14 protein-coding genes and 1 pseudogene are annotated in these 18,952 nt (G+C 37.6%); 13 read left to right on the top strand and 2 right to left on the bottom strand.

Features of this window, described 5'->3' with window-relative positions; all coding sequences use genetic code 11:
• Nucleotides 1-65 precede the first annotated feature (65 nt).
• The 5 genes from ACP8HG_RS09155 to ACP8HG_RS09135 all read left to right on the top strand — a co-directional run bounded on the left by ACP8HG_RS09155 (nt 66) and on the right by ACP8HG_RS09135 (nt 5,583).
• Entirely contained in the window at nt 66-1,064 is a 999-nt protein-coding gene (locus ACP8HG_RS09155; protein WP_438298525.1) for an ABC transporter substrate-binding protein, read from the top strand.
• A gap of 516 nt (nt 1,065-1,580) precedes the next feature.
• The gene (locus ACP8HG_RS09150; protein ID WP_399633055.1) at nt 1,581-2,552 is read left to right on the top strand and encodes an ABC transporter substrate-binding protein; all 972 of its coding nucleotides are present in this window, start codon (nt 1,581-1,583) and stop codon (nt 2,550-2,552) included.
• 295 nt (nt 2,553-2,847) lie between these two features.
• A complete protein-coding gene (locus ACP8HG_RS09145) occupies nt 2,848-3,906 on the top strand; it encodes an NAD(P)/FAD-dependent oxidoreductase (RefSeq protein WP_067210805.1) in 1,059 nt (352 codons plus the stop codon).
• 86 nt (nt 3,907-3,992) lie between these two features.
• On the top strand, nt 3,993-4,994 hold the full coding sequence (locus ACP8HG_RS09140; RefSeq protein WP_421101125.1) for an ABC transporter substrate-binding protein: 1,002 nt from the start codon (nt 3,993-3,995) through the stop codon (nt 4,992-4,994).
• A gap of 235 nt (nt 4,995-5,229) precedes the next feature.
• Nucleotides 5,230-5,583 carry a hypothetical protein gene (locus tag ACP8HG_RS09135; RefSeq protein ID WP_067210801.1) on the top strand — a complete coding sequence of 118 codons (354 nt, stop codon included), beginning with the start codon at nt 5,230-5,232 and terminating at the stop codon, nt 5,581-5,583.
• A gap of 31 nt (nt 5,584-5,614) precedes the next feature.
• On the opposite strand, the pseudogene ACP8HG_RS09130 reads toward ACP8HG_RS09135, so the two are convergent.
• Nucleotides 5,615-6,184, bottom strand: a pseudogene (locus ACP8HG_RS09130) (IS1595 family transposase); the annotation flags it as partial.
• Between the two features lie 468 nt (nt 6,185-6,652).
• Between ACP8HG_RS09130 and ACP8HG_RS09125 the strand changes: the two are divergent.
• A complete protein-coding gene (locus ACP8HG_RS09125; RefSeq protein WP_255428461.1) occupies nt 6,653-7,630 on the top strand; it encodes a 2-hydroxyacid dehydrogenase in 978 nt (325 codons plus the stop codon).
• Nucleotides 7,631-7,904: 274 nt separating this feature from the next.
• Here the strand turns inward: ACP8HG_RS09125 and ACP8HG_RS09120 are convergent, their stop codons facing one another.
• The gene (locus tag ACP8HG_RS09120; protein ID WP_067210794.1) at nt 7,905-8,276 is read right to left on the bottom strand and encodes a VOC family protein; all 372 of its coding nucleotides are present in this window, start codon (nt 8,274-8,276) and stop codon (nt 7,905-7,907) included.
• A 1,003-nt stretch (nt 8,277-9,279) separates the two neighbouring features.
• Between ACP8HG_RS09120 and ACP8HG_RS09115 the strand changes: the two genes are divergently transcribed.
• From ACP8HG_RS09115 to ACP8HG_RS09085, 7 genes are all read left to right on the top strand, one after another.
• A complete protein-coding gene (locus ACP8HG_RS09115) occupies nt 9,280-10,095 on the top strand; it encodes a SurA N-terminal domain-containing protein (protein WP_438298524.1) in 816 nt (271 codons plus the stop codon).
• Nucleotides 10,096-10,336: 241 nt separating this feature from the next.
• A complete protein-coding gene (locus ACP8HG_RS09110) occupies nt 10,337-11,869 on the top strand; it encodes a DEAD/DEAH box helicase (protein WP_187045260.1) in 1,533 nt (510 codons plus the stop codon).
• 34 nt (nt 11,870-11,903) lie between these two features.
• Nucleotides 11,904-12,686 carry a YqhG family protein gene (locus tag ACP8HG_RS09105; RefSeq protein WP_342538644.1) on the top strand — a complete coding sequence of 261 codons (783 nt, stop codon included), beginning with the start codon at nt 11,904-11,906 and terminating at the stop codon, nt 12,684-12,686.
• Between the two features lie 157 nt (nt 12,687-12,843).
• Nucleotides 12,844-14,232: an IS1096 element passenger TnpR family protein gene (locus ACP8HG_RS09100; RefSeq protein WP_438298523.1), complete on the top strand. Its 1,389-nt coding sequence runs from the start codon at nt 12,844-12,846 to the stop codon at nt 14,230-14,232.
• A 38-nt stretch (nt 14,233-14,270) separates the two neighbouring features.
• Entirely contained in the window at nt 14,271-14,792 is a 522-nt protein-coding gene (locus ACP8HG_RS09095) for a hypothetical protein (RefSeq protein WP_067210781.1), read from the top strand.
• A 113-nt stretch (nt 14,793-14,905) separates the two neighbouring features.
• Nucleotides 14,906-15,589 (top strand): VCBS repeat-containing protein, encoded by a 684-nt coding sequence (locus tag ACP8HG_RS09090; protein ID WP_438298522.1) that lies wholly within the window; start codon nt 14,906-14,908, stop codon nt 15,587-15,589.
• A 688-nt stretch (nt 15,590-16,277) separates the two neighbouring features.
• Nucleotides 16,278-18,884, top strand: a complete 2,607-nt coding sequence (locus ACP8HG_RS09085) for a cation-translocating P-type ATPase (RefSeq protein ID WP_438298521.1) — start codon at nt 16,278-16,280, stop codon at nt 18,882-18,884.
• The last annotated feature ends 68 nt before the right edge of the window (nt 18,885-18,952 follow it).

Here is an 18,952-nt window from a genome sequence, read left to right as displayed (position 1 = left end):
CTGTCCAGACCCCTTAATATTATAAGTGATAATGATTATCATTATTAATTAAGGGGGATTTAAAGTTGTATACACAAGAAAACCATCATTGGGGGCAGAGGCTGAGGCTAATTGTTCCGTTAGTATTATTTCTAATCTTGATAGTCCTTTCCGCTTGCGGAGCGACAGAGAAAGCTTCAAATAGCGGAGCGGCCGATAAAGTGGAATCGGACCAAAATTCAGGAGCTAACACGAACAGCACTACGAAAACCATTGCTACAGTAAATGGAGAGATTGAAATTCCTGTCAAACCGCAACGTATTGTAGCAGAGGAATACCTTGGCAGTCTGATTGCCTTAGATGTTATACCAGTGGGAGCACCGGAACTGACAATTAATAACTATTATTTTGAAAATGAACTTTTGGGTGTTTCTGATACTGGAGTTTACGGAAGTCCGTCTGCTGAAAGTATTCTCGCCCTTAACCCGGATCTTATCATTACTGGAAATGGAGAGAGCTATGAGATTTTAAGCAAAATCGCTCCAACAATCGTTATTCCATATGGTGATTTGAAAAATGCTCACGAGGAACTGACCTTTTTCGGTCAACTACTTGGTAAAGAAAAGGAAGCAGAAGTTTGGCTAAATAATTATGACCAGCAAATTGCAGACGCTAAAGCTAAGGTTGATGCAGCTATCGGCAAAGATGCAAGTTTCTCGATTATGGAGGACATTGACAAATCAACATATGTATACGGTGATAATTTCGGCCGTGGCGGACAGCCAGTCTACCAAGTACTAGGACGCAAACCACCTAGCGTTATTGCCGATGAAATTATGGAGAAGCAATGGGCCGAACTCTCGGCGGAAATGTTAGAAAGTTACGCAGGTGATTATATCATTTTGACTTCCAACAGTCGAACAGTTGCCGATTTTGAAGCAGATCCTGTTTGGGGCAGCCTGCCAGCGGTCAAGAATGGTCACCTCTATGTATGGCCAGAGGAACGTTCATGGTATTATGATCCGATTGCTGTCCTTGCTCAGACAGAAGAGCTTGTAACTTGGCTCACTAGTTTAGAAAAATAGAAAAAGGTGCTCCACAGCCTGTTGTATGGCTTAAGGAGCATCTTTTCTTTGCGATATTATTTGATTACTCAAAGTAGGTTGGCTTTATAAGGGCTTCTTTATTTTTTAACATCGAATTTGATGGATGTCTATTTAGGATTAATAAAATAAGTCACATCTGTTTATTAACTAAAAGTAACCAGTGAATAACATAATCTCCTACTAGGCGCTACTTGTATAGTTGCATTTTTCGATTGCTTCGGATTGAATGACTTCTAGCCATAGTAGGACCCCTCAGTAAATCTGTCACGAATAGTTAGTCGAAAGCGGGCCGAAAATAGTGCAGTGAAAATGAAGGTCATCAAGCCCTACTTCCTAGTATTTTATGCGAATAAATGGTTAATCAACAGACGTGAAAATAAGTTATTGTATTTTTCGATTTTGTCGTATACACTTAGTTAGTGAAAATGATTCTCATTCTCACTTGTGTTGATTAACTTGAGTAAAAAAGTTATTTAGAAAAGGGGTTAACCGATTGTGAAGAAAAACAAATTAATGATCATGACTGCAATGCTATTCTTGCTGGCTTCAATACTAATTGCGTGTAATAAATCAACGACAAAACCTTCAGAAACAGAGAATGAGACAGAAAAAGCAGAAGTAGAGCAACAAACCGATGAAACTCGGTCGTTCGAGACCGAAAGAGGTACCGTTGAAATCCCAACAAAGCCATTGCGAATTGTTACAGATTATTACGGAGGAGAGTTGCTTTCTGTTGACGCAAATGTCGTAGGTGTTGAGCCAACAGCTTTTGACAATCCATTTATTAAGGATTTATTAAAAGATGCCGTCGAGATTGGAACGCCAGTGAATATTGAAAAGGTATTAGAACTAAAACCTGATTTAATTGTTGTTATGTATGATGAAAATTACGAGCAACTTTCGAAAATTGCACCAACAATTCATATTCCATATGGAACGGCAACAAATATTCAAGAAACGATCAAATTGTTTGCAGATATTACCGGAAATCATGAGGAAGCGGATAAATTCATAAGCAAATTTGACCAGAAAGCAAAAGAAGGAAGGGAAAAGCTATCAGCCGTTATTGATGCAGATGCAACATTCGGTATTTATGAATTAACGGACAAAGGTGATCTTTGGATCTTTGGAGACAATGCAGGACGCGGGGGGCAAGCACTGTATAATGCGTTGGAACTTAACATGCCACATGAAAACAACAATGAAGAACAAACACTCCAGCTGTCAATGGAAGTATTACCAGAGTACGCCGCAGACTATATGTTTTTGACAACCTACGATCCTGAGAAAAAAGGAGAGGCTTTAAAGAACTTGAAGGATTCGTCTGTTTGGCAAGGATTGGATGCGATGAAGAATAATCGAGTGTTTTACAACGACTTTGATACATATTACCGATACGATCCGATTGCGATTTATGAGCAAATAGACTTGTTTGTAGACATGCTGATTGAAAATCCAACGAAGTAATTTTTTTATGGTAGTGCTGCATGAGCGTATTTTAACAATATCGTTGTGATTGTTAGTTAAGTATTGAAAACGATTCCACATTGATTTATACTGTTAAATAGTGAGAATGATTATCATTATCAAAAAGATGAGGAAAGATCATTTCAGGTAAATTTTTACGTTTAGCTAGGCGTAGAGAAGGTATTTCGCCTATAAAGAAAATTGATAATAGATATCGTGGCGACAGATTGTATTTTGGGTACTAGTTTGGCTTTCTCGCGCTGCATAATGACTAAATGAAAAAGGAGCATGGATGATGAATTCAGAACAGTTATATGATGTAACAATTATTGGTGGTGGCCCAGCGGGACTTTTTTCCGCTTTTTATAGTGGTTTAAGGGAAATGAAAACTAAGATCATTGAGTTCCAACCTTATTTGGGCGGAAAAGTGCATGTCTATCCGGAGAAAATGATTTGGGATATTGGCGGACTCACACCGGTTACAGGAGAACGACTGATTGAACAAGTAATTCAGCAAGGATTAACTTTTGAGCCCGAGCTTGTATTAGGGGAAAAAGTAACTTCGATTAACAAAAATGAGGATGGAAATTTTGTTATTCAGACATCTACAAACCAAAAGCATTTGTCCAAAACAGTCATTTTAGCTGTTGGTGGGGGAATCTTGAAACCAACAAAATTAGAAATTGAAGGCGCAGAACGTTTTGAAGTTGCAAATTTGCATTATACAGTGAAATCTCTTGCACGTTTTAAAGGGAAAACCGTATTGATTTCCGGAGGCGGTAATGCCGCTGTTGACTGGGCGAATGAGTTGGAACCGATTGCGGAAAAAGTCTATTTAACTTACCGGAAAGATATGTTGAAAGGGCATGAGGCAGAAGTATCGAAGCTATTCAATAGTTCTGTCGAGTGCTTATTGAATACATCAATCCAAAAACTCATTGCAGCAAGTGACCACGAAACGATTGAGAAGGTGGAGTTAGTTAACGGAGAAGATGGAGATCTGATTCAGCTGTCTGTTGATGAAGTGATTATTAATCATGGCTATGATCGTGATAAAGAATTGACTTCGAATAGTGGGTTAGATATAGAAATGGCGAATGAATACAGTGTTGCAGGCAGTCCCATGAGTGAAACATCTGTACCAGGGCTCTTTGCAGCAGGAGATATTTTGAATCATGAAGGGAAGCTTCATTTAATAGCAGGGGCGTTTCAGGACGCGGCTAATGCTGTGAATAAAGCGAAACAATATATCGCGCCAGATGCTTATGGGCACGGAATGGTCTCTTCACATAATGACATCTTTAAAGAGAAAAATCGTGAATTGGTCAAACATTTGTATGCAGTGAAAAACTAACTTATTTTAATAGTGGCATACCAGCGTATCTTTCTAAAATAGTATCGAGAAGCGTTGAATTGCAGAGGAAAAAGGAGTAACAAAAGATGAAACCAAAACTATTATTTCACACATTATTTATAATAACGCTTCTATCCTTAGCGCTGGTGGGATGTAGCGAACAAGAAACTAATAAAACAGATTCTGAAACAAAACAATCTGAAAAAGAAGCAAAATCAAGTGAAAGCAAAGAAATGAATACATCTACAAGAATCTATAAGGATGTAACCGGAAGAGAAGTAGAGATCCCCGTCAATCCACAGCGTGTTGTGACGACTCAATATTTAGATGCGATGCTTGCGCTTGGTGTGAAGCCGATTGGCGCACCAACACATGTATTGGACAATAACTATTTAGGCGAATTACAAGCTGGGGTAGAAGACCTTGGAAGTCCATTCAGCATCGAGAAAGTGCTGGAAATGGCACCGGACTTAATTATTTCAGCAGATCCTGAAGAAGTGGAGCAACTAAGTAAAATTGCGCCTACGATTGTCATTCCATGGATGTATGGAGATGTTTTCACTCAATTTAAAGAGGTAGCTAATGTCTTGGGTAAAGAGAAAGAAGCCGATGAGTGGATTGCCAGATTAGATGATAAAGCTGCTGAAGGAAGAGAAAAAATTGCTGGTAAAATAGGTAAAGATCAAATCGTATCGATTTTTATGACATATGAGAAAGATACACTTAGACTTTATGGCGCACGAAACATTGGTCATGTCCTTTATCGATCATTACAATTAACTCCGCCTTCGTTCATTCAAGAAAAGCTGGCAAAAGACCCTGATTTTGAAGAGTTTGTTTACGAAGATATATCAATGGAGAAGTTGCCGGATTATGCAGGGGACAAAATTATCATGTTAACGTATGGGGAAGAAACACAGCAGAAGGATAGTATGCTTTCTCAAATCGAAGAAAGTTCTTTGTGGAAAAGTATTGACGCTGTAAAAAATAATGATGTCTATTATATTGGTGATGATCCGTGGTTTACATATGCTCCGATTGCAATCGAGAAATCATTAGACGAAGCAATTAAACTCTTGTCTGAGTAACGGAGAAAAGAGAAGCAGGAGAGGCCAACCACTAAACTAGATGTGATATAAAAAATCTTCTGAATGCTATTTTAATTCGTAAGAAGAAAGGGAACTGTCTTTACGGTCTTTTTACAGACTTAGGAAGACAGTTCTTTTTAATTAAGGCTCTTTTCGTAAAGATTGTTGCTAATAGAGCGTAAATTTAGAGGGGAAAGTATAGAATAAGAGAAAGTAAACGAAAGGGGTGTAAAGTATGAAAAACAACTTAATAGCACTATCTATTTTTTGTTTGGCGTTATCCTTTATGATAGGAAGTTGGTTAATCACTAACGAATTAAGAGAAAATTCAACCAGTGTTAAAGAAGTTTCACTAAAAACTGAAAAAGAAAAAGAAGTAATAAAACCACAATTTTTTAATAAGAGTGAGTTAGCTATTTATTTAGGTTTGAGCGAGGAAGATGTTAGCATGTTGGGACCAATTCCATCTGGAGAAAACAGTACATCAAGTGAACTTCCGTATATACAGATTAATGGCACGTTATACTTTTCCAAACAAGCAATTGATAAATGGTTACAAAATCATGGTTCGTTCAGCGTTACCCGTTAAGTTCCATGGGACCAATTAAATTGGTCTTTTTTTACGTTGTTTTCAACATTGCTACCGTTGTATGATTGGATTTTTGACACGCTGAAATAAGCATTTGCTCTACCCGATTCTCAAATGATAAATTCTTGCCGAGGTCAAGCCAGCGGAACCAGTAAAGGTAGTTGTCAAGGTACTTGGTGGCAACTCCTTGAAAACGTACCATCCAAGACTTTAAACGATTGTGGAAGTTGTTTACGTGTTGGATGTGATAGATACCCTTCTTAACACGTTGTTTTTGTCGTTCATTTACCGTTTCGTGCTTGAGTCCTTTTATTTTTGCGAACTTCTTATAGTTCGTAGCTGTGTCTGTAGATAGCAAAGCAGATGGGTGAATGTATTCACCTATCACCGTGTCAATTTCTTCGGCTTTTGGGCGACCTCTTCCCGCAATACGAGCAACCACACTTCCTTTTCGGTCTTGTGCGACTACAACGGCAATTTTCAGGTTGGAAATTCCCCGTTTTTCATCTTTCTCTCCACGCTTCTTCGCCTTTCTATGGGGGATTTCATTTCCTTTCATAGACTCACGAAAGAAGGTTTCATCACTTTCAACGATACCTTGATTCTATATAATGTCCAGCGAAGACGTCTACTGGGGCCAAGCTTTGTTGGGAGGATTCTTTATTACAACATCACGTCTGTTGGTTAACCATTTATTTGCATAAAAAACTGGTGAGTGGGGCTTGATGACCTTCATTTTCACTGCACTATTTTCGGCCCGCTTTCGACTACCTATACATGACATATTTATAAGGAGTCTTATTGTGGCTAGTAGCCTGTCGCGTGCCTACACTATTCAAGTGAAAAATGCAGTTATTATGGCAAAACTTTCCGGAGATGATGCAGAATTACTTAAGTTGCGATCATAATTCGAACTATTGCAGGTACCTACAGTAATAAATCATGAAAGTTTAGATAGTTACGATAGTTTCTTGCAAAGGCAACTGACACTATGGAATTTCACGTGCCGAAGATTGTAAACTATGGCACAATGGAGTTAGAAGCTAGTGAATAGTAGGGGGAATGAAAAGTGAAACCAAAAATTTATTCAACATATTCTATACCTGACCAAGTGAAAGACTATATGGCTCAGTATTGTGATATTCGTGAATGGCATGGCGATGGGCGAACTCCGAGGGATATTCTGTTAGAGGAAATTGCTGATGTTGAAGGGTTATATACTGGGGGTAGCAGTATGGTTGGAAGAATTGATGAGGAGTTACTGAATCACGCCCCTCACCTAAAAGTCATTAGTAACGTATCTGTTGGTTACAATAATTTTGATGTAGACGCTATGACTAAACGAAATGTAATTGGAACCAATACGCCATATGTATTGGATGAAACAGTTGCAGATTTAGCATTTGCCCTCATTTTATCCACAGCTAGACGTATCACTGAGTTGGATCGATTCGTCAAAGAGGGAAGCTGGAAACCGACGACAAATTATCGCGAAATCTATGGGAAAGATGTACATAGTACCACGTTAGGCATCATTGGGATGGGGCGAATTGGAGAAGCGATTGCGAGAAGAGCAAAATTCGGATTTAATATGGATGTTCTTTATTTTAATCGGAATAGAAAACAGGCAGCTGAAGAGAAGTATGGTGCGGAGTATTGCGATTTGACCTCACTGTTAACACGTTCCGACTACATTGTGTTGATGACGCCTCTTACGCCTGAAACGTTCCAAATCATTGGTAAAGAGGAATTCAAATTGATGAAGAAATCTGCTGTTTTCATAAATATATCTCGCGGTCAGACTGTCGATGAACAAGCGCTTATTCATGCTTTGCAAAACGGAGAAATTCATGGAGCAGGACTGGATGTATTCGAAAAAGAGCCTGTGGATCCAACTAATCCATTACTTCAAATGTCGAATGTCGTGACAGTCCCTCACATCGGATCTGCTACAGCGAGAACGGAAGCGGCAATGGCGATGCGAGCGGCAGAGAATTTAGTAGCTGTTTTAACGGGGAAAGAACCAATAGATCCCGTCGGAAAATAAATTTTGGGTATGTTGTGTGCAAGAGGAGCATCCTGAAAGTTCAACCCATAATGAATTTACTTTACAAAGGAACACATCATCATTTCACTTTACTGATGTTCCGAAAAAAACACTGGAAATCCATCGGCAGAACATAGATGGGTTTCCAGTGTTTTTTTGAGCTTAAGAAATAATTATTCGATGTATTCTTTTTCGTTTTAAGTGTCTATATAAGAAGTGAAATGGGTGGTCATAAAATCAGTCTAAAGTTCCTTGAAACGTTATTAGCTCTTCATTAAACGTGTTGATCTACAAGAATTGAATTCCCATCTGGATCTTCAATTGTAAAACTCGCAGGACCTACGCTTGACTCATCTGCTTCAGTCAACATTTTAATTCCTTTTGCTTTAAGATGTTTTTGAAGGTCTCGTATATCCGTAAACGAATCGAGATTTTCGGCATTTTCATTCCAGCCTGGATTAAAAGTCAGAATGTTTTTTTCAAACATTCCTTGGAATAGTCCTATTATGCAACTTTCATTCTTCATAATAAGCCAGTTGTGGGTTATATCCCCTCCAAACACTTGAAATCCCAGGTTTTCGTAAAATGCTTTTGATTTATGAATGTCTTTTACACTTAGACTTGAAGAGAATGCTCCTAGTTTCATATTTCCTCCTCTTAACAATTTGAAAAAAATCAGATTGTAGTTTTTATGGGTAAGTAAAAATTTGCATAAGTTAATTATAAATGAGTACTTTGAAATACACAATATTCACCATATGAAGTATGGGGGCAGCTTCAACCACAACCCGGAGAGGATGAATGGTGTCAGTAACTGTCAGTGTGAATTTTTCTTCATGTTCATGGTCTTTATTTTGTGCTATATATGTTGAACAAATGAATACGGCGTTTGCGCTTTACAAGGGCTTTTGGAATGCCGACGAAAAGTCCTGATAATTGGAACGAATTGGAGTTCCCGCTAATACCGCTTCAACGTTTTGTGGATGCCTCCCGCGATAAGCCAGAAAGGAGGCCGCTTTCAGTCTTATCGCTCCGGCTACCACGAAGTCGCGTCTTCGCTGGATTGTCTATGTGAGAAGCGCATTTCATTAGCTGTGATGAAGTCTGCAACCCAGATTGCGGATTTCTTGAATATAATTAGTATGAAATAGTAATCACATTAAAGTCTCTCCATATACATCTCAAAATCACATTTCTCTCGATAATGAACACCCTAGCGCAGGCGCCTTAACAGGGGTCGCCGAAGCCATCCCCAAAGCGCCAAGCGTTCTACAATCCACACCCCGAATTACAACTCTCCTATTATTGAGCGCCACGGCAGATTCAATGGGACTCATTAATTCAACATATATAGTTAAATTACTAATTTCTAGAGTAGATGTACTATACTTCTGTAGTGAAAATCCAATGAATAGGGCAAATTAGATTGAAAATGTGCAAACTATACGTAACTTGACCTTGTAATAATTCAATGACAGTATTTCGATAGATCTGCGTCTAATAGGCGTTTGTAGTGATTGCTAAATGACATGCAGGTGACAATTCGGTGTCGTGGAGGGATATGGGTTTATCTTTTGATGAATGTTCGTTAAGATACAAACTAAGCTTTAGAAATAAAGAGCGGCAGATTTGAGAGGGGTTTACATGATATGAAGATCAAAAAAGTACTAGTTCCATTTATAGCAGGTGCACTAGCATTAAGTTTAGCTGCTTGCGGTGGCGAAGATAAAGCGGCAACTGATAAAAAGCCTCAAGAAGAAACCAAACAAGAAGATACTAAACAAGAAGATACTAAACAAGAAGATACTAAGGAACCAGAAGCTACAAAAGAGCAAGAAGCATCTGCAAAAGAGATGCAAGAGAAGCTAGCTGAACAGCAAGTGGACGACAAGAAGATTGTGGCTGTTGTAAATAAGGAAGAACTTAAAGGTGACAACTATAATGCAGCGGTGACATCAATTCAAGGTCAAATGCAACAAATGGGACAAGACCCATCGAGCAAAGAATCAGCGGAACAAGTAAAAATGCAAGCACTTGATATGCTTGTTAACCAGGCATTGATTCTTCAAAAAGCAAAGGAAGCTGAAATAAAAGCATCTGCATCTGAAATTGATAAAGAGTATTCAGTATTTGAAAAGCAATTTGGCGGCGAAAAAGAAATGAAGAAAGCGCTCAAAGCTCAAAGCATGGATGTAAAAACATTGAAAGAACAAATCGCAGATTCCATCATCTATAAAAAGTACCAAGATAAGATAGCTCCAGCGAAAAAAGTATCGGATAAAGAAATTAAAGAATACTACGATCAAGCTGCGTCTTCATCAAAAGAAGCGGGACAAGAGATGCCACCGCTTAAAGAAGTAAGTGAACAAATCCAAGAAATGATTAATCAAGAACAACAACAGAAGTTACTTGCTAAACATGTTGAAGAGCTAAAAGAAGATGCTAAAATAGAGTTAAAAATTTAACTCATTTAGGTGTAAACAAGTACTGATAAAAAGGATTCACGAACCAGGTGTATACTTCGGAAACCTTTATGAATAAAACAATAGGACATGGAATGTTTGACCTTTAGGGTTAAGCGTTTCATGTCTTTTTGAATTTTCAATAAAAATTACGTCTGAAATTCGAACTTCAATTCAATAAACATAGGAACTTCCTTTTGGGACAACCTAATGAGAAAGAAAAAGTGAAAATGAGGTGATGGTTATGATAATTGAAAGGTCGTCTGAGTGGAAAGAAGGCTTTACAGAGCGACTGGAGAATCGGGAGGCATGGGATAATTGGACATTATATAGGATGAGTTATGAGGCGGTAAAAACGAACTTGATTACAGATTTTAATGGCCTTCAATCACCTAAATATTTACCCAATCTTACACCCCTAGCCCATCAATTGAAAGTGGCGGAAACGGTCATTGAAAGGATGAATGGAAAAGCGATTCTTGCAGATGAAGTGGGACTTGGTAAAACCATCGAAGCTGGTTTGATCTTGAAAGAGTATTTAATCAGAGGCCTTGTGAAGAAGGCGTTAATTTTAGTTCCAGCATCACTTGTCAATCAATGGATTGAAGAACTGAACCAAAAATTTCATATTCCAGCGATGCAATATAAAAAAAATTACGATTTAAACCATTGTACGATTGTCGTTATGAGTATAGATATGGCAAAAAGAAGCCCGCATAAAGAAAACATCTATGATCAAGAGTATGATTTAATCATCATTGATGAAGCTCATAAATTAAAGAACCACAAAACTAAAAATTATGAGTTTGTACAAAACTTAAAGAAAAAGTTTTGTTTGTTGTTGACTGCCACGCCAATTCAAAATGATGTATTTGAACTCTTCTATCTCATTTCTTTACTAAAACCAGGGCACTTAGGAAATTACGAAACCTTTCAATCGTCTTTTTCCGCGAGTAAGCACAATGTGGAACACGACGATTATTTAAAAGAATTGGTTAATCAAGTGATGGTAAGAAATAGAAGGCAGGATACTGGAATTGAATGGACAAATCGTCGTGTTCAAATAATACCGATTGATTTTACTAAAGAAGAACAAGAAGTATACGATCTGATTTCAGAACTTAAAAATGTTTGTCCCGTTTTTTCGGATGCCTTCTCTATGATAACGCTGCAAAGGGAAATGTGCAGCAGTAAGGAAGCTACATGCTTAACGTTAACTAACATGCTTCAAAAATGCATTAAACCAGAAGACATTTCTTATATGGAAGGAATTATTCAAAAGTTGATGGGACTAGACATAAATTCAAAAGCAGAAAAAGCTTATGAAATTATTACTCAGGCAAATGATAAGGTTATACTCTTTACCGAATATCGAGCAAGTCAAACCTATTTGCAATGGTATTTACAGTCAAAAGGAATCACAAGCGTCCCTTTTAACGGACAATTCAATAAGAATAAACGGGAGTGGATGAAGCAGCTGTTTAAAGAACAAGCGCAGGTGCTAATTGCGACGGAATCCGGCAGTGAAGGGATTAATCTACAATTTTGTCATCACGTCATTAACTATGATTTACCTTGGAACCCCATGAAGTTAGAGCAACGCATTGGACGTGTCCATCGGTTAGGGCAAGAGCATGACGTTCATATTTATAATTTAGCCATTCAGAATACAATCGAAGACCAAATATTGGATTTGCTTCATGTTAAAATTGGGGTCTTTGAACAAGTAGTGGGTGAGTTGGATGATATTTTATCTGCTTTTAAAGAGTCCATTTGAGGTGAAAGTCTTGGGGAATTGAAGGAGGAATTACATGTACCCACAACAAATTCACAGTTATTTACTGCAGTTTTTTAATGAAAACAATTGCCAAATATTAAATGACAATGATCATTATATCAACGTTCAATTAACGGTTGATATGGATAAAAAAATTATGAACAGACCATTTTATTGGAAATACTTAGAGAGTACAGATGGTGAGCCCAGTCCAGCACAACTAACTTTTATCACTGATAAAAATAGGCTTGTTGAAGACGTTAAAGGGGAAGTTATACACTTCGGTTCCCCACGGCTCAGTCAACTGTTTGAAGCAACAAAAGAGATGGGTTCTTTTGTACAGATGTATGAACGGGTAGCAGATAAACTTGGAACGCAAACCATATTAACACCTTGGTTAGCTGTTAATTATAAAATATCATATTACAGCGATCAAACGAAGGAAATTCTTTATTCGTTAGGTATAAACTTAATGACGGGCCAGGTGAATGAAGGGTTTCAGGAATTGTTAAGTGCAGTGGATTTAGATACCACTATATCGGAAAACACCTTTAATTTACCTTATATTATTAAACCCATTCGTGCCCTTGAACGATTGGATGGGATAATTGATAACTTCATACAGAAAGCTGATCACACATGGGCTGAAGAAGCGAAGTTGAGATGGCGAAAGGATCGCAGGGTATTAGAATACTTCTATGAAGGGGTAGAAAATAAGCCGGATTGTTATGAGATTGAGAAAGAAGCGATGGACCAACAATACGAAGCGAGAATTAAAATTGACATCATCAATGGCGGATTATTTTATTTGAAATGAATTTGAAGTATTTCTGTGAGAAACTATCCCAAATAGGTAAGACCTTTCGCAAGTTTACTGAACATGCGAAAGGTCTTTTCTTCGATGTTGTGGATTAATTACGTTAAAATAGGTAGTAGCCATAACATTAGATGAAAATAAATGACGAGGATGACATATGAAAGCATATATTTTAAAACTTTCCTTTGAAGACATAAAGCCGCATATCTGGAGGCGCATTATTTTACCCGCAGGTGCGACATTTAACCGTTTACATGAAACAATCCAGAACGTCACAAATTTTCAAAGCACACTTGAGGCGTACCATACCTTTGGAGTGGAGATAGATGATTATTTTATCACAAATAATGAATCGATTTTAGACGAATATAAAGGGAAGACCTATTATGGTAAAACGGTCAAGCAGCCAGCGAGTATAAAAATCGATTCGTATCTTGAAAAACACAGTCATTTCATTTATAACTATGATTTTGGTGACGACTGGCGGATTCTTGTGGAGCTTGAAGAAATAGTAGAGGATTATTATTTTGGCTATCCCACATTACTTAATGGAGAAGGAACGGCGCCACCGGAGGATGTTGGCGGTCCCCCAGGATATGAAGCTTTTCTAGAAGTGTATCAAGATTCGACACATCCAGATTATTTATCCACATATGCATGGGCGGAGGAGCAGTTCTACTTACCTTTGGACATTGCTTGGCTGAATGATCGTTTAAAATATGTGAAATACAAAAAGACAGAATGGCAATATATCGATCATGAAAATTATCATGTGCTATCTGATAAATATCGCGGTGCAAAGTCGGTAGATCCTGACTTACTGCCCAACAAAAACCTTATAGTCCAGTATGCTATAGCATGTACTAATTTATATGGATTGATTGAGTATCCAAAGTTTTTGGAGATTTATAATTCTCAAAATGAGCCAGCTGTATCGAGTAGTGAGCTACAGGCACTGTTAGCAGATACTCATGCCGCAAAACAGCTAGCGAAAGAAAGTGTGGTTACACATAAGAGAGCATTGATCCATGAAGCCATTGAATATGTCGAGAATTATTCTGCGTTTTTAGAAGGAACCATAGGAAAGCCATTTTATGTACCTGTAAAAGAAGAGCTATTGCGCTACGCAGATGATTTATATTATGAAAAGACAAGCCATCAAGAAAAGCTTGGAAATATGCTTGCGAAAGACTTTTTTGGTGGTAGTACGCTCATGATTAAAGATGAAATTGATGAATTGGTCGGTCAATTACAAGGTGTGCACGTTAATTTCCAAGGAATAGTGCAGAATTTTTTAGGGCGTTTTAAATGTAAAGATATGAAGCAAATGAATGAATATATGCAAGTTATCACCATGATTGCGAACACCACGCGCATTTGGGAAAATAGAGGTCATACACCTCATGAACTTGCACAAATGGGGAAACACCATTTAATGCCGCTACCTAGCACCCCATTTAGCGTAATTGAGGGTGGGAGAACGGGCCGGAATGAACCTTGCCCATGTGGCAGTGGGAAAAAATATAAAAAATGTTGCGGAAAATAAAGCACAACTAAAACCGGTTGTTACTTGGAGGAAGCAATTTGTATGATCCCACAATTTTTGAAAATCTAAAAGTAGCATTTGAAAATCAGGTGTATGATTTAGATAATGTAGATCGAAAAATCATGATTACTAACCGGGTCGACCGAATGGATTTTGCCATTATGGCTCGAGATTTTGCTATTCAATTTACGCTAGCAGATCACCCCCATGTGACAGCAGAGATTGTATTACGGGCATCCGTAAAAGATTTGGCAGGGGAGATTTTAGAGCTGCCTAGTAAAAATCTAGGTTGTTTATTAGTAGTACGTTTTAACAAACCTGTTCAAAATGTAGCCGTACAATGCAAGCGAATTGAGCAAGCATTAAATATCATTTGGGAAACTGACATTCAGTTAACGCAAACAGTAAGCTTCGTGTATGAACAAGAAGCGTCAAGTTACCAGAACCTTATTGAAGTGAAATTCAAATCTAAAATTAACGAGGAACATATGGGTGACATTTCAGAATTTCTAGATCATGTGTTGGAATCGTTGGAAGTCTTAAATGATATAGAAGCATAATGTCGGGCTCCGTTTTGCTGGAAGGAAATCCTCTAGCTAATTTCAGCATATAGTGCAAGGACAACAATTGAATTTGAACAGGAGGGATTGCGTTTTACGGGAATCGTACATTGTTGGACTTGAAGACAGGAGATGTAAACGGAGACGGTATTCTAGACACGGTTTATTTATATGGTCAAGTCGCTGGACCACCGGGTATCTTCGCTGACAATATTACACTTATTATTCAAGATGGCAAGTCTTATAAAAGTACAACCGTACATCTCAAAAACAACGCGGGATATAATGCACGGTTGTTCCTTGGCGATTTTGACAACGATCTTGTACCTGACATAATGGTAAGCATTGATACGGGTGGGAGTGGGGGATATGGCATCTTTTATATCTATTCCTTTAGAAATAACAGTTTACATGAACTCTTTAATGTCGATAGCTACAATGAAAAATACACATTCCAAGTAAATTATGAGGATTTCTATAAAGTGCGTGTTGAAAGTTCTCGGCAAAACCTATTGTTCACCATAGATATCAGCAACAAAGGCCATGATTATTTAGCACAGTATTACGATGATAATGGACTACTAAAAAATCCGTTAAAAGGTGAAGTTCTTGCCTTAGGAGCTTTACATCCAATCATTACAACTAACGAAAGTTACAATTATGATTTATTGGCCCTACAGCGCATTATTGGACCAACAAATGCAGATACATTAGGATATGTTGAAAACCTTTTGAAATGGAAAGACACTCAATTAATTTCTAATCGGTTGGCTGTTTCTATACCAAGCACAAATTAGCAGCACTTCCACACCTGATGATTAGTGAATAACATGATTACCTATTTAGGCGGTACGTGTATACTCTTTGCTACTAGTAAGCAAGGAACGCATTGTATAACGTGCAAGAGTGCCCGAAATTGCATCTTCGGGCATTTACAATCCCTATAGAAAGTTGATTCTATATTTCAAACAAAACTGTATTTTTCACACATGATTGGTTTAGTGAATAAGTACCGTATTTAGAATAGAAAACACCTGAAATCCATTGACCAAACGTCGGTGGACTTCAGGTGTTATTTTTTTGTGGACCAAACTAATATAATTAAAATCAACTAAAGAGTAATAGTGAATCTATTTTATGTTTTCACCGATACAATAAATAACTTAATTTGTATATCGATTATTAGCATACTGGAACAGAACTAGGAATAGTATTGGTAGAGTATTATGGAGGTGGAGTAGATTGGAAACAAAATTGAAAAGCTTATTATCGAATGCTGTTTTCTGGAATATATTCAAGTGGATTCACTCCCTACGTAAGATAGGACAATCCATAAGAGGTCTGCTCGTCGGGAATCGAGATTTGCTAACAGAAAGATTATTAAATAGAAGTATTTTTTCTACTGAATATAATTCATAGAGATTTCACTTCTAGGCTTTAGTGCTATTGTATTGTCTACTAAATTTACGCTGGAAGGGGAATCGAATGTCAGAATTTCATCAACAATCATCAGTTGAAGTCATGGAGATGTTGGACGTGACAAATCAAGGATTGAGCGATTATGACGTCCAAAATAGGCAAGAAGTATACGGTTATAATGAATTGCTGGAAGGAAAAAGGACAAGTACATTCTCCGTTTTCTTTGGACAGTTTAAAGATTTATTAGTCATTATATTATTGATTGCCGCTTTCATTTCATTTCTATTAGGTGAAGTAGAAAGCACGATTGTGATTATGATTGTCGTTATTTTAAACGCAATCCTGGGCACTGTGCAGCATGTGAAGGCAGAACAGTCTTTGGATAATCTGAAAGCTTTGACCTCTCCAGTTGCAAAAGTGATGCGAGATAAACAGATAGTAGAGATTTCTTCAGAAGATATAGTAGTTGGAGATCTTCTCTATTTAGAGGCTGGTGACTATATAAGTGCTGATGGCAGATTAGCAGAAAGCCATAATTTGCATATTAATGAAAGTTCGCTAACAGGTGAATCATTGGCTGTTGCGAAAAGTACTGCGCCCATCAAAGAAGATCGTGTAACGATTGGCGATAAAAAGAATATGGTGTTCACTGGAAGCTTTGTCACCAATGGACGTGGTACCGTCATTGTTACATCCATTGGAATGGAAACGGAAATTGGGAAAATCGCAAATTTACTGGATACTGCGAAAGAGAAGAAAACACCTTTACAAGTAAATTTAGATCGTTTTGGGGAAAAATTAGCTTTAGGAATTACGATGATCTGTTTAGCCATTTTCATTATTGATCTTTTTCGAGGACGCGAGTTAGTAGACTCGTTTATGTTTGCTGTTTCGCTGGCGGTTGCAGCAATTCCGGAAGCGTTAAGTTCGATTATTACCATTGTGCTGGCATTTGGGACACAAAAAATGGCGAAGGAAAATGCCATTATACGTAAACTCTATGCTGTTGAAAGTCTGGGAAGTATTTCCGTTATTTGTTCAGATAAAACGGGAACATTAACGGAAAACAAAATGAGTGTTCAACAAGTATATATTGATCAAAAAGTCATTTCGCATGATGAACTACATACAGAAAATGCGATTGAGAAAAATCTTATCTTAAAGGCACTATTGTGTAATGACGCCTTGGAAAGAGATGGTAAAGAAATTGGTGATCCAACTGAAATTGCACTTGTGAAATTGGGGAAGCAGTACAATCTTGACGAATTAATCGTAAGAAATCACTATCCAAGGCTGGCCGAAATACCTTTTGATTCAGACAGAAAGCTAATGAGTACAGTACATCAGTTCAATCAGCGCTATACTTTGATTACAAAGGGAGCAATAGATGTTCTTCTATCCAAAATTGCGAAAATTGAAACCTCAGAAGGTGTACTTTATATTACGGATGAACATCGTAATAAAATTGAAGAAGTGAATCGTGACTTTTCTATGAATGGTTTAAGAGTACTTGCAATTGCTTACAAAGAGATATCGAAAAATCAACTAATCGATGTCGAAGTCGAAAAAGATTTAATTTTTGTCGGATTAATAGCGATGATGGATCCTCCGAGAAAAGAGTCAAAATCAGCGGTTGAAAGCTGTATAAAAGCAGGTATTAAACCAGTTATGATTACAGGTGACCATAAAATAACAGCAACTGCTATAGCCAAACAAATTGGTATTTTAAACGATCCATCAGAAGCGATCGAAGGACATGAAATTGAAGGATTAACTGATCAACAACTACAAGAAAAGGTTCAAGATTTCTCTGTCTATGCCCGTGTAACACCAGAGCATAAAATTCGCATCGTTAAAGCTTGGCAGGAAAAAGGAAATGTAGTTGCGATGACGGGAGATGGTGTCAATGATGGTCCTGCCTTAAAACAAGCCGATATCGGTGTGGCGATGGGGATAACCGGTACTGAGGTAGCGAAAGATGCATCCTCTATGATCTTAACGGATGATAATTTTTCAACGATTGTCAAAGCTATTTCGAATGGAAGAAGCCTCTATACGAATATTAAAAACGCCATTCTATTTTTATTATCAGGGAATGCAGGTGCTATTTTTGTTGTTTTATATGCAACAGTATTAGGTTTACCCGTCCCTTTTGCACCCGTGCATCTATTATTTATTAACTTACTTACCGATAGTTTGCCGGCAATTGCAATAGGTTTAGAGCCGCATAATAAAAACACAATGAAGGACAAGCCAAGAGATATTAACACTCCATTATTAAATAAAACATTTACGACTCAAGTGATACTCGAAGGCTTATTAATTGCTATAGCTACGATCATTGCTTTTCGAATAGGGTTGTCAACGGGGGATACGCAAACAGCAAGCACAATGGCATTTGCAACATTATGTTTGTCAAGATTAGTACATGGCTTCAATTCTAGATCTAAAGAATCGATCTTCACAATAGGTGTGTTTTCGAATCTCTATACTTGGCTAGCATTTTTAATAGGTTTTATATGTTTACATTTAGTGTTATTTGTTCCATCGCTTACGGGTGTGTTTGAAGTCGCAACATTAAGTGGGATACAATTAGGTTATATTTATTGCTTGTCCTGTATGCCGTTTCTAGTAAATCAGTGGTATAAAGTATTATTCGTGAGAAGTAAATAATGCTAATATAAACTGGCTCCAGTTATATGAGTGTCAGAAACCATACACATCTGAAATAAAGTCGTACT

Source organism: Sporosarcina sp. FA15 (genome assembly GCF_051550195.1).
GTDB lineage: Bacteria > Bacillota > Bacilli > Bacillales_A > Planococcaceae > Sporosarcina > Sporosarcina psychrophila.
The sequence above is the reverse complement of the archived record's forward strand: the minus strand, read 5'-3'. Positions and strand labels throughout refer to the sequence as shown.

Coding starts and splice junctions, on each gene's coding strand:
- ACP8HG_RS09145 (WP_067210805.1), top strand. CDS start 2,848: ATGAATTCAGAACAGTTATATGATGTAACAATTATTGGTGGTGGCCCA.
- ACP8HG_RS09140 (WP_421101125.1), top strand. CDS start 3,993: ATGAAACCAAAACTATTATTTCACACATTATTTATAATAACGCTTCTA.
- ACP8HG_RS09135 (WP_067210801.1), top strand. CDS start 5,230: ATGAAAAACAACTTAATAGCACTATCTATTTTTTGTTTGGCGTTATCC.
- ACP8HG_RS09120 (WP_067210794.1), bottom strand. CDS start 8,276: ATGAAACTAGGAGCATTCTCTTCAAGTCTAAGTGTAAAAGACATTCAT.
- ACP8HG_RS09115 (WP_438298524.1), top strand. CDS start 9,280: ATGAAGATCAAAAAAGTACTAGTTCCATTTATAGCAGGTGCACTAGCA.
- ACP8HG_RS09110 (WP_187045260.1), top strand. CDS start 10,337: ATGATAATTGAAAGGTCGTCTGAGTGGAAAGAAGGCTTTACAGAGCGA.
- ACP8HG_RS09105 (WP_342538644.1), top strand. CDS start 11,904: ATGTACCCACAACAAATTCACAGTTATTTACTGCAGTTTTTTAATGAA.
- ACP8HG_RS09100 (WP_438298523.1), top strand. CDS start 12,844: ATGAAAGCATATATTTTAAAACTTTCCTTTGAAGACATAAAGCCGCAT.
- ACP8HG_RS09085 (WP_438298521.1), top strand. CDS start 16,278: ATGTCAGAATTTCATCAACAATCATCAGTTGAAGTCATGGAGATGTTG.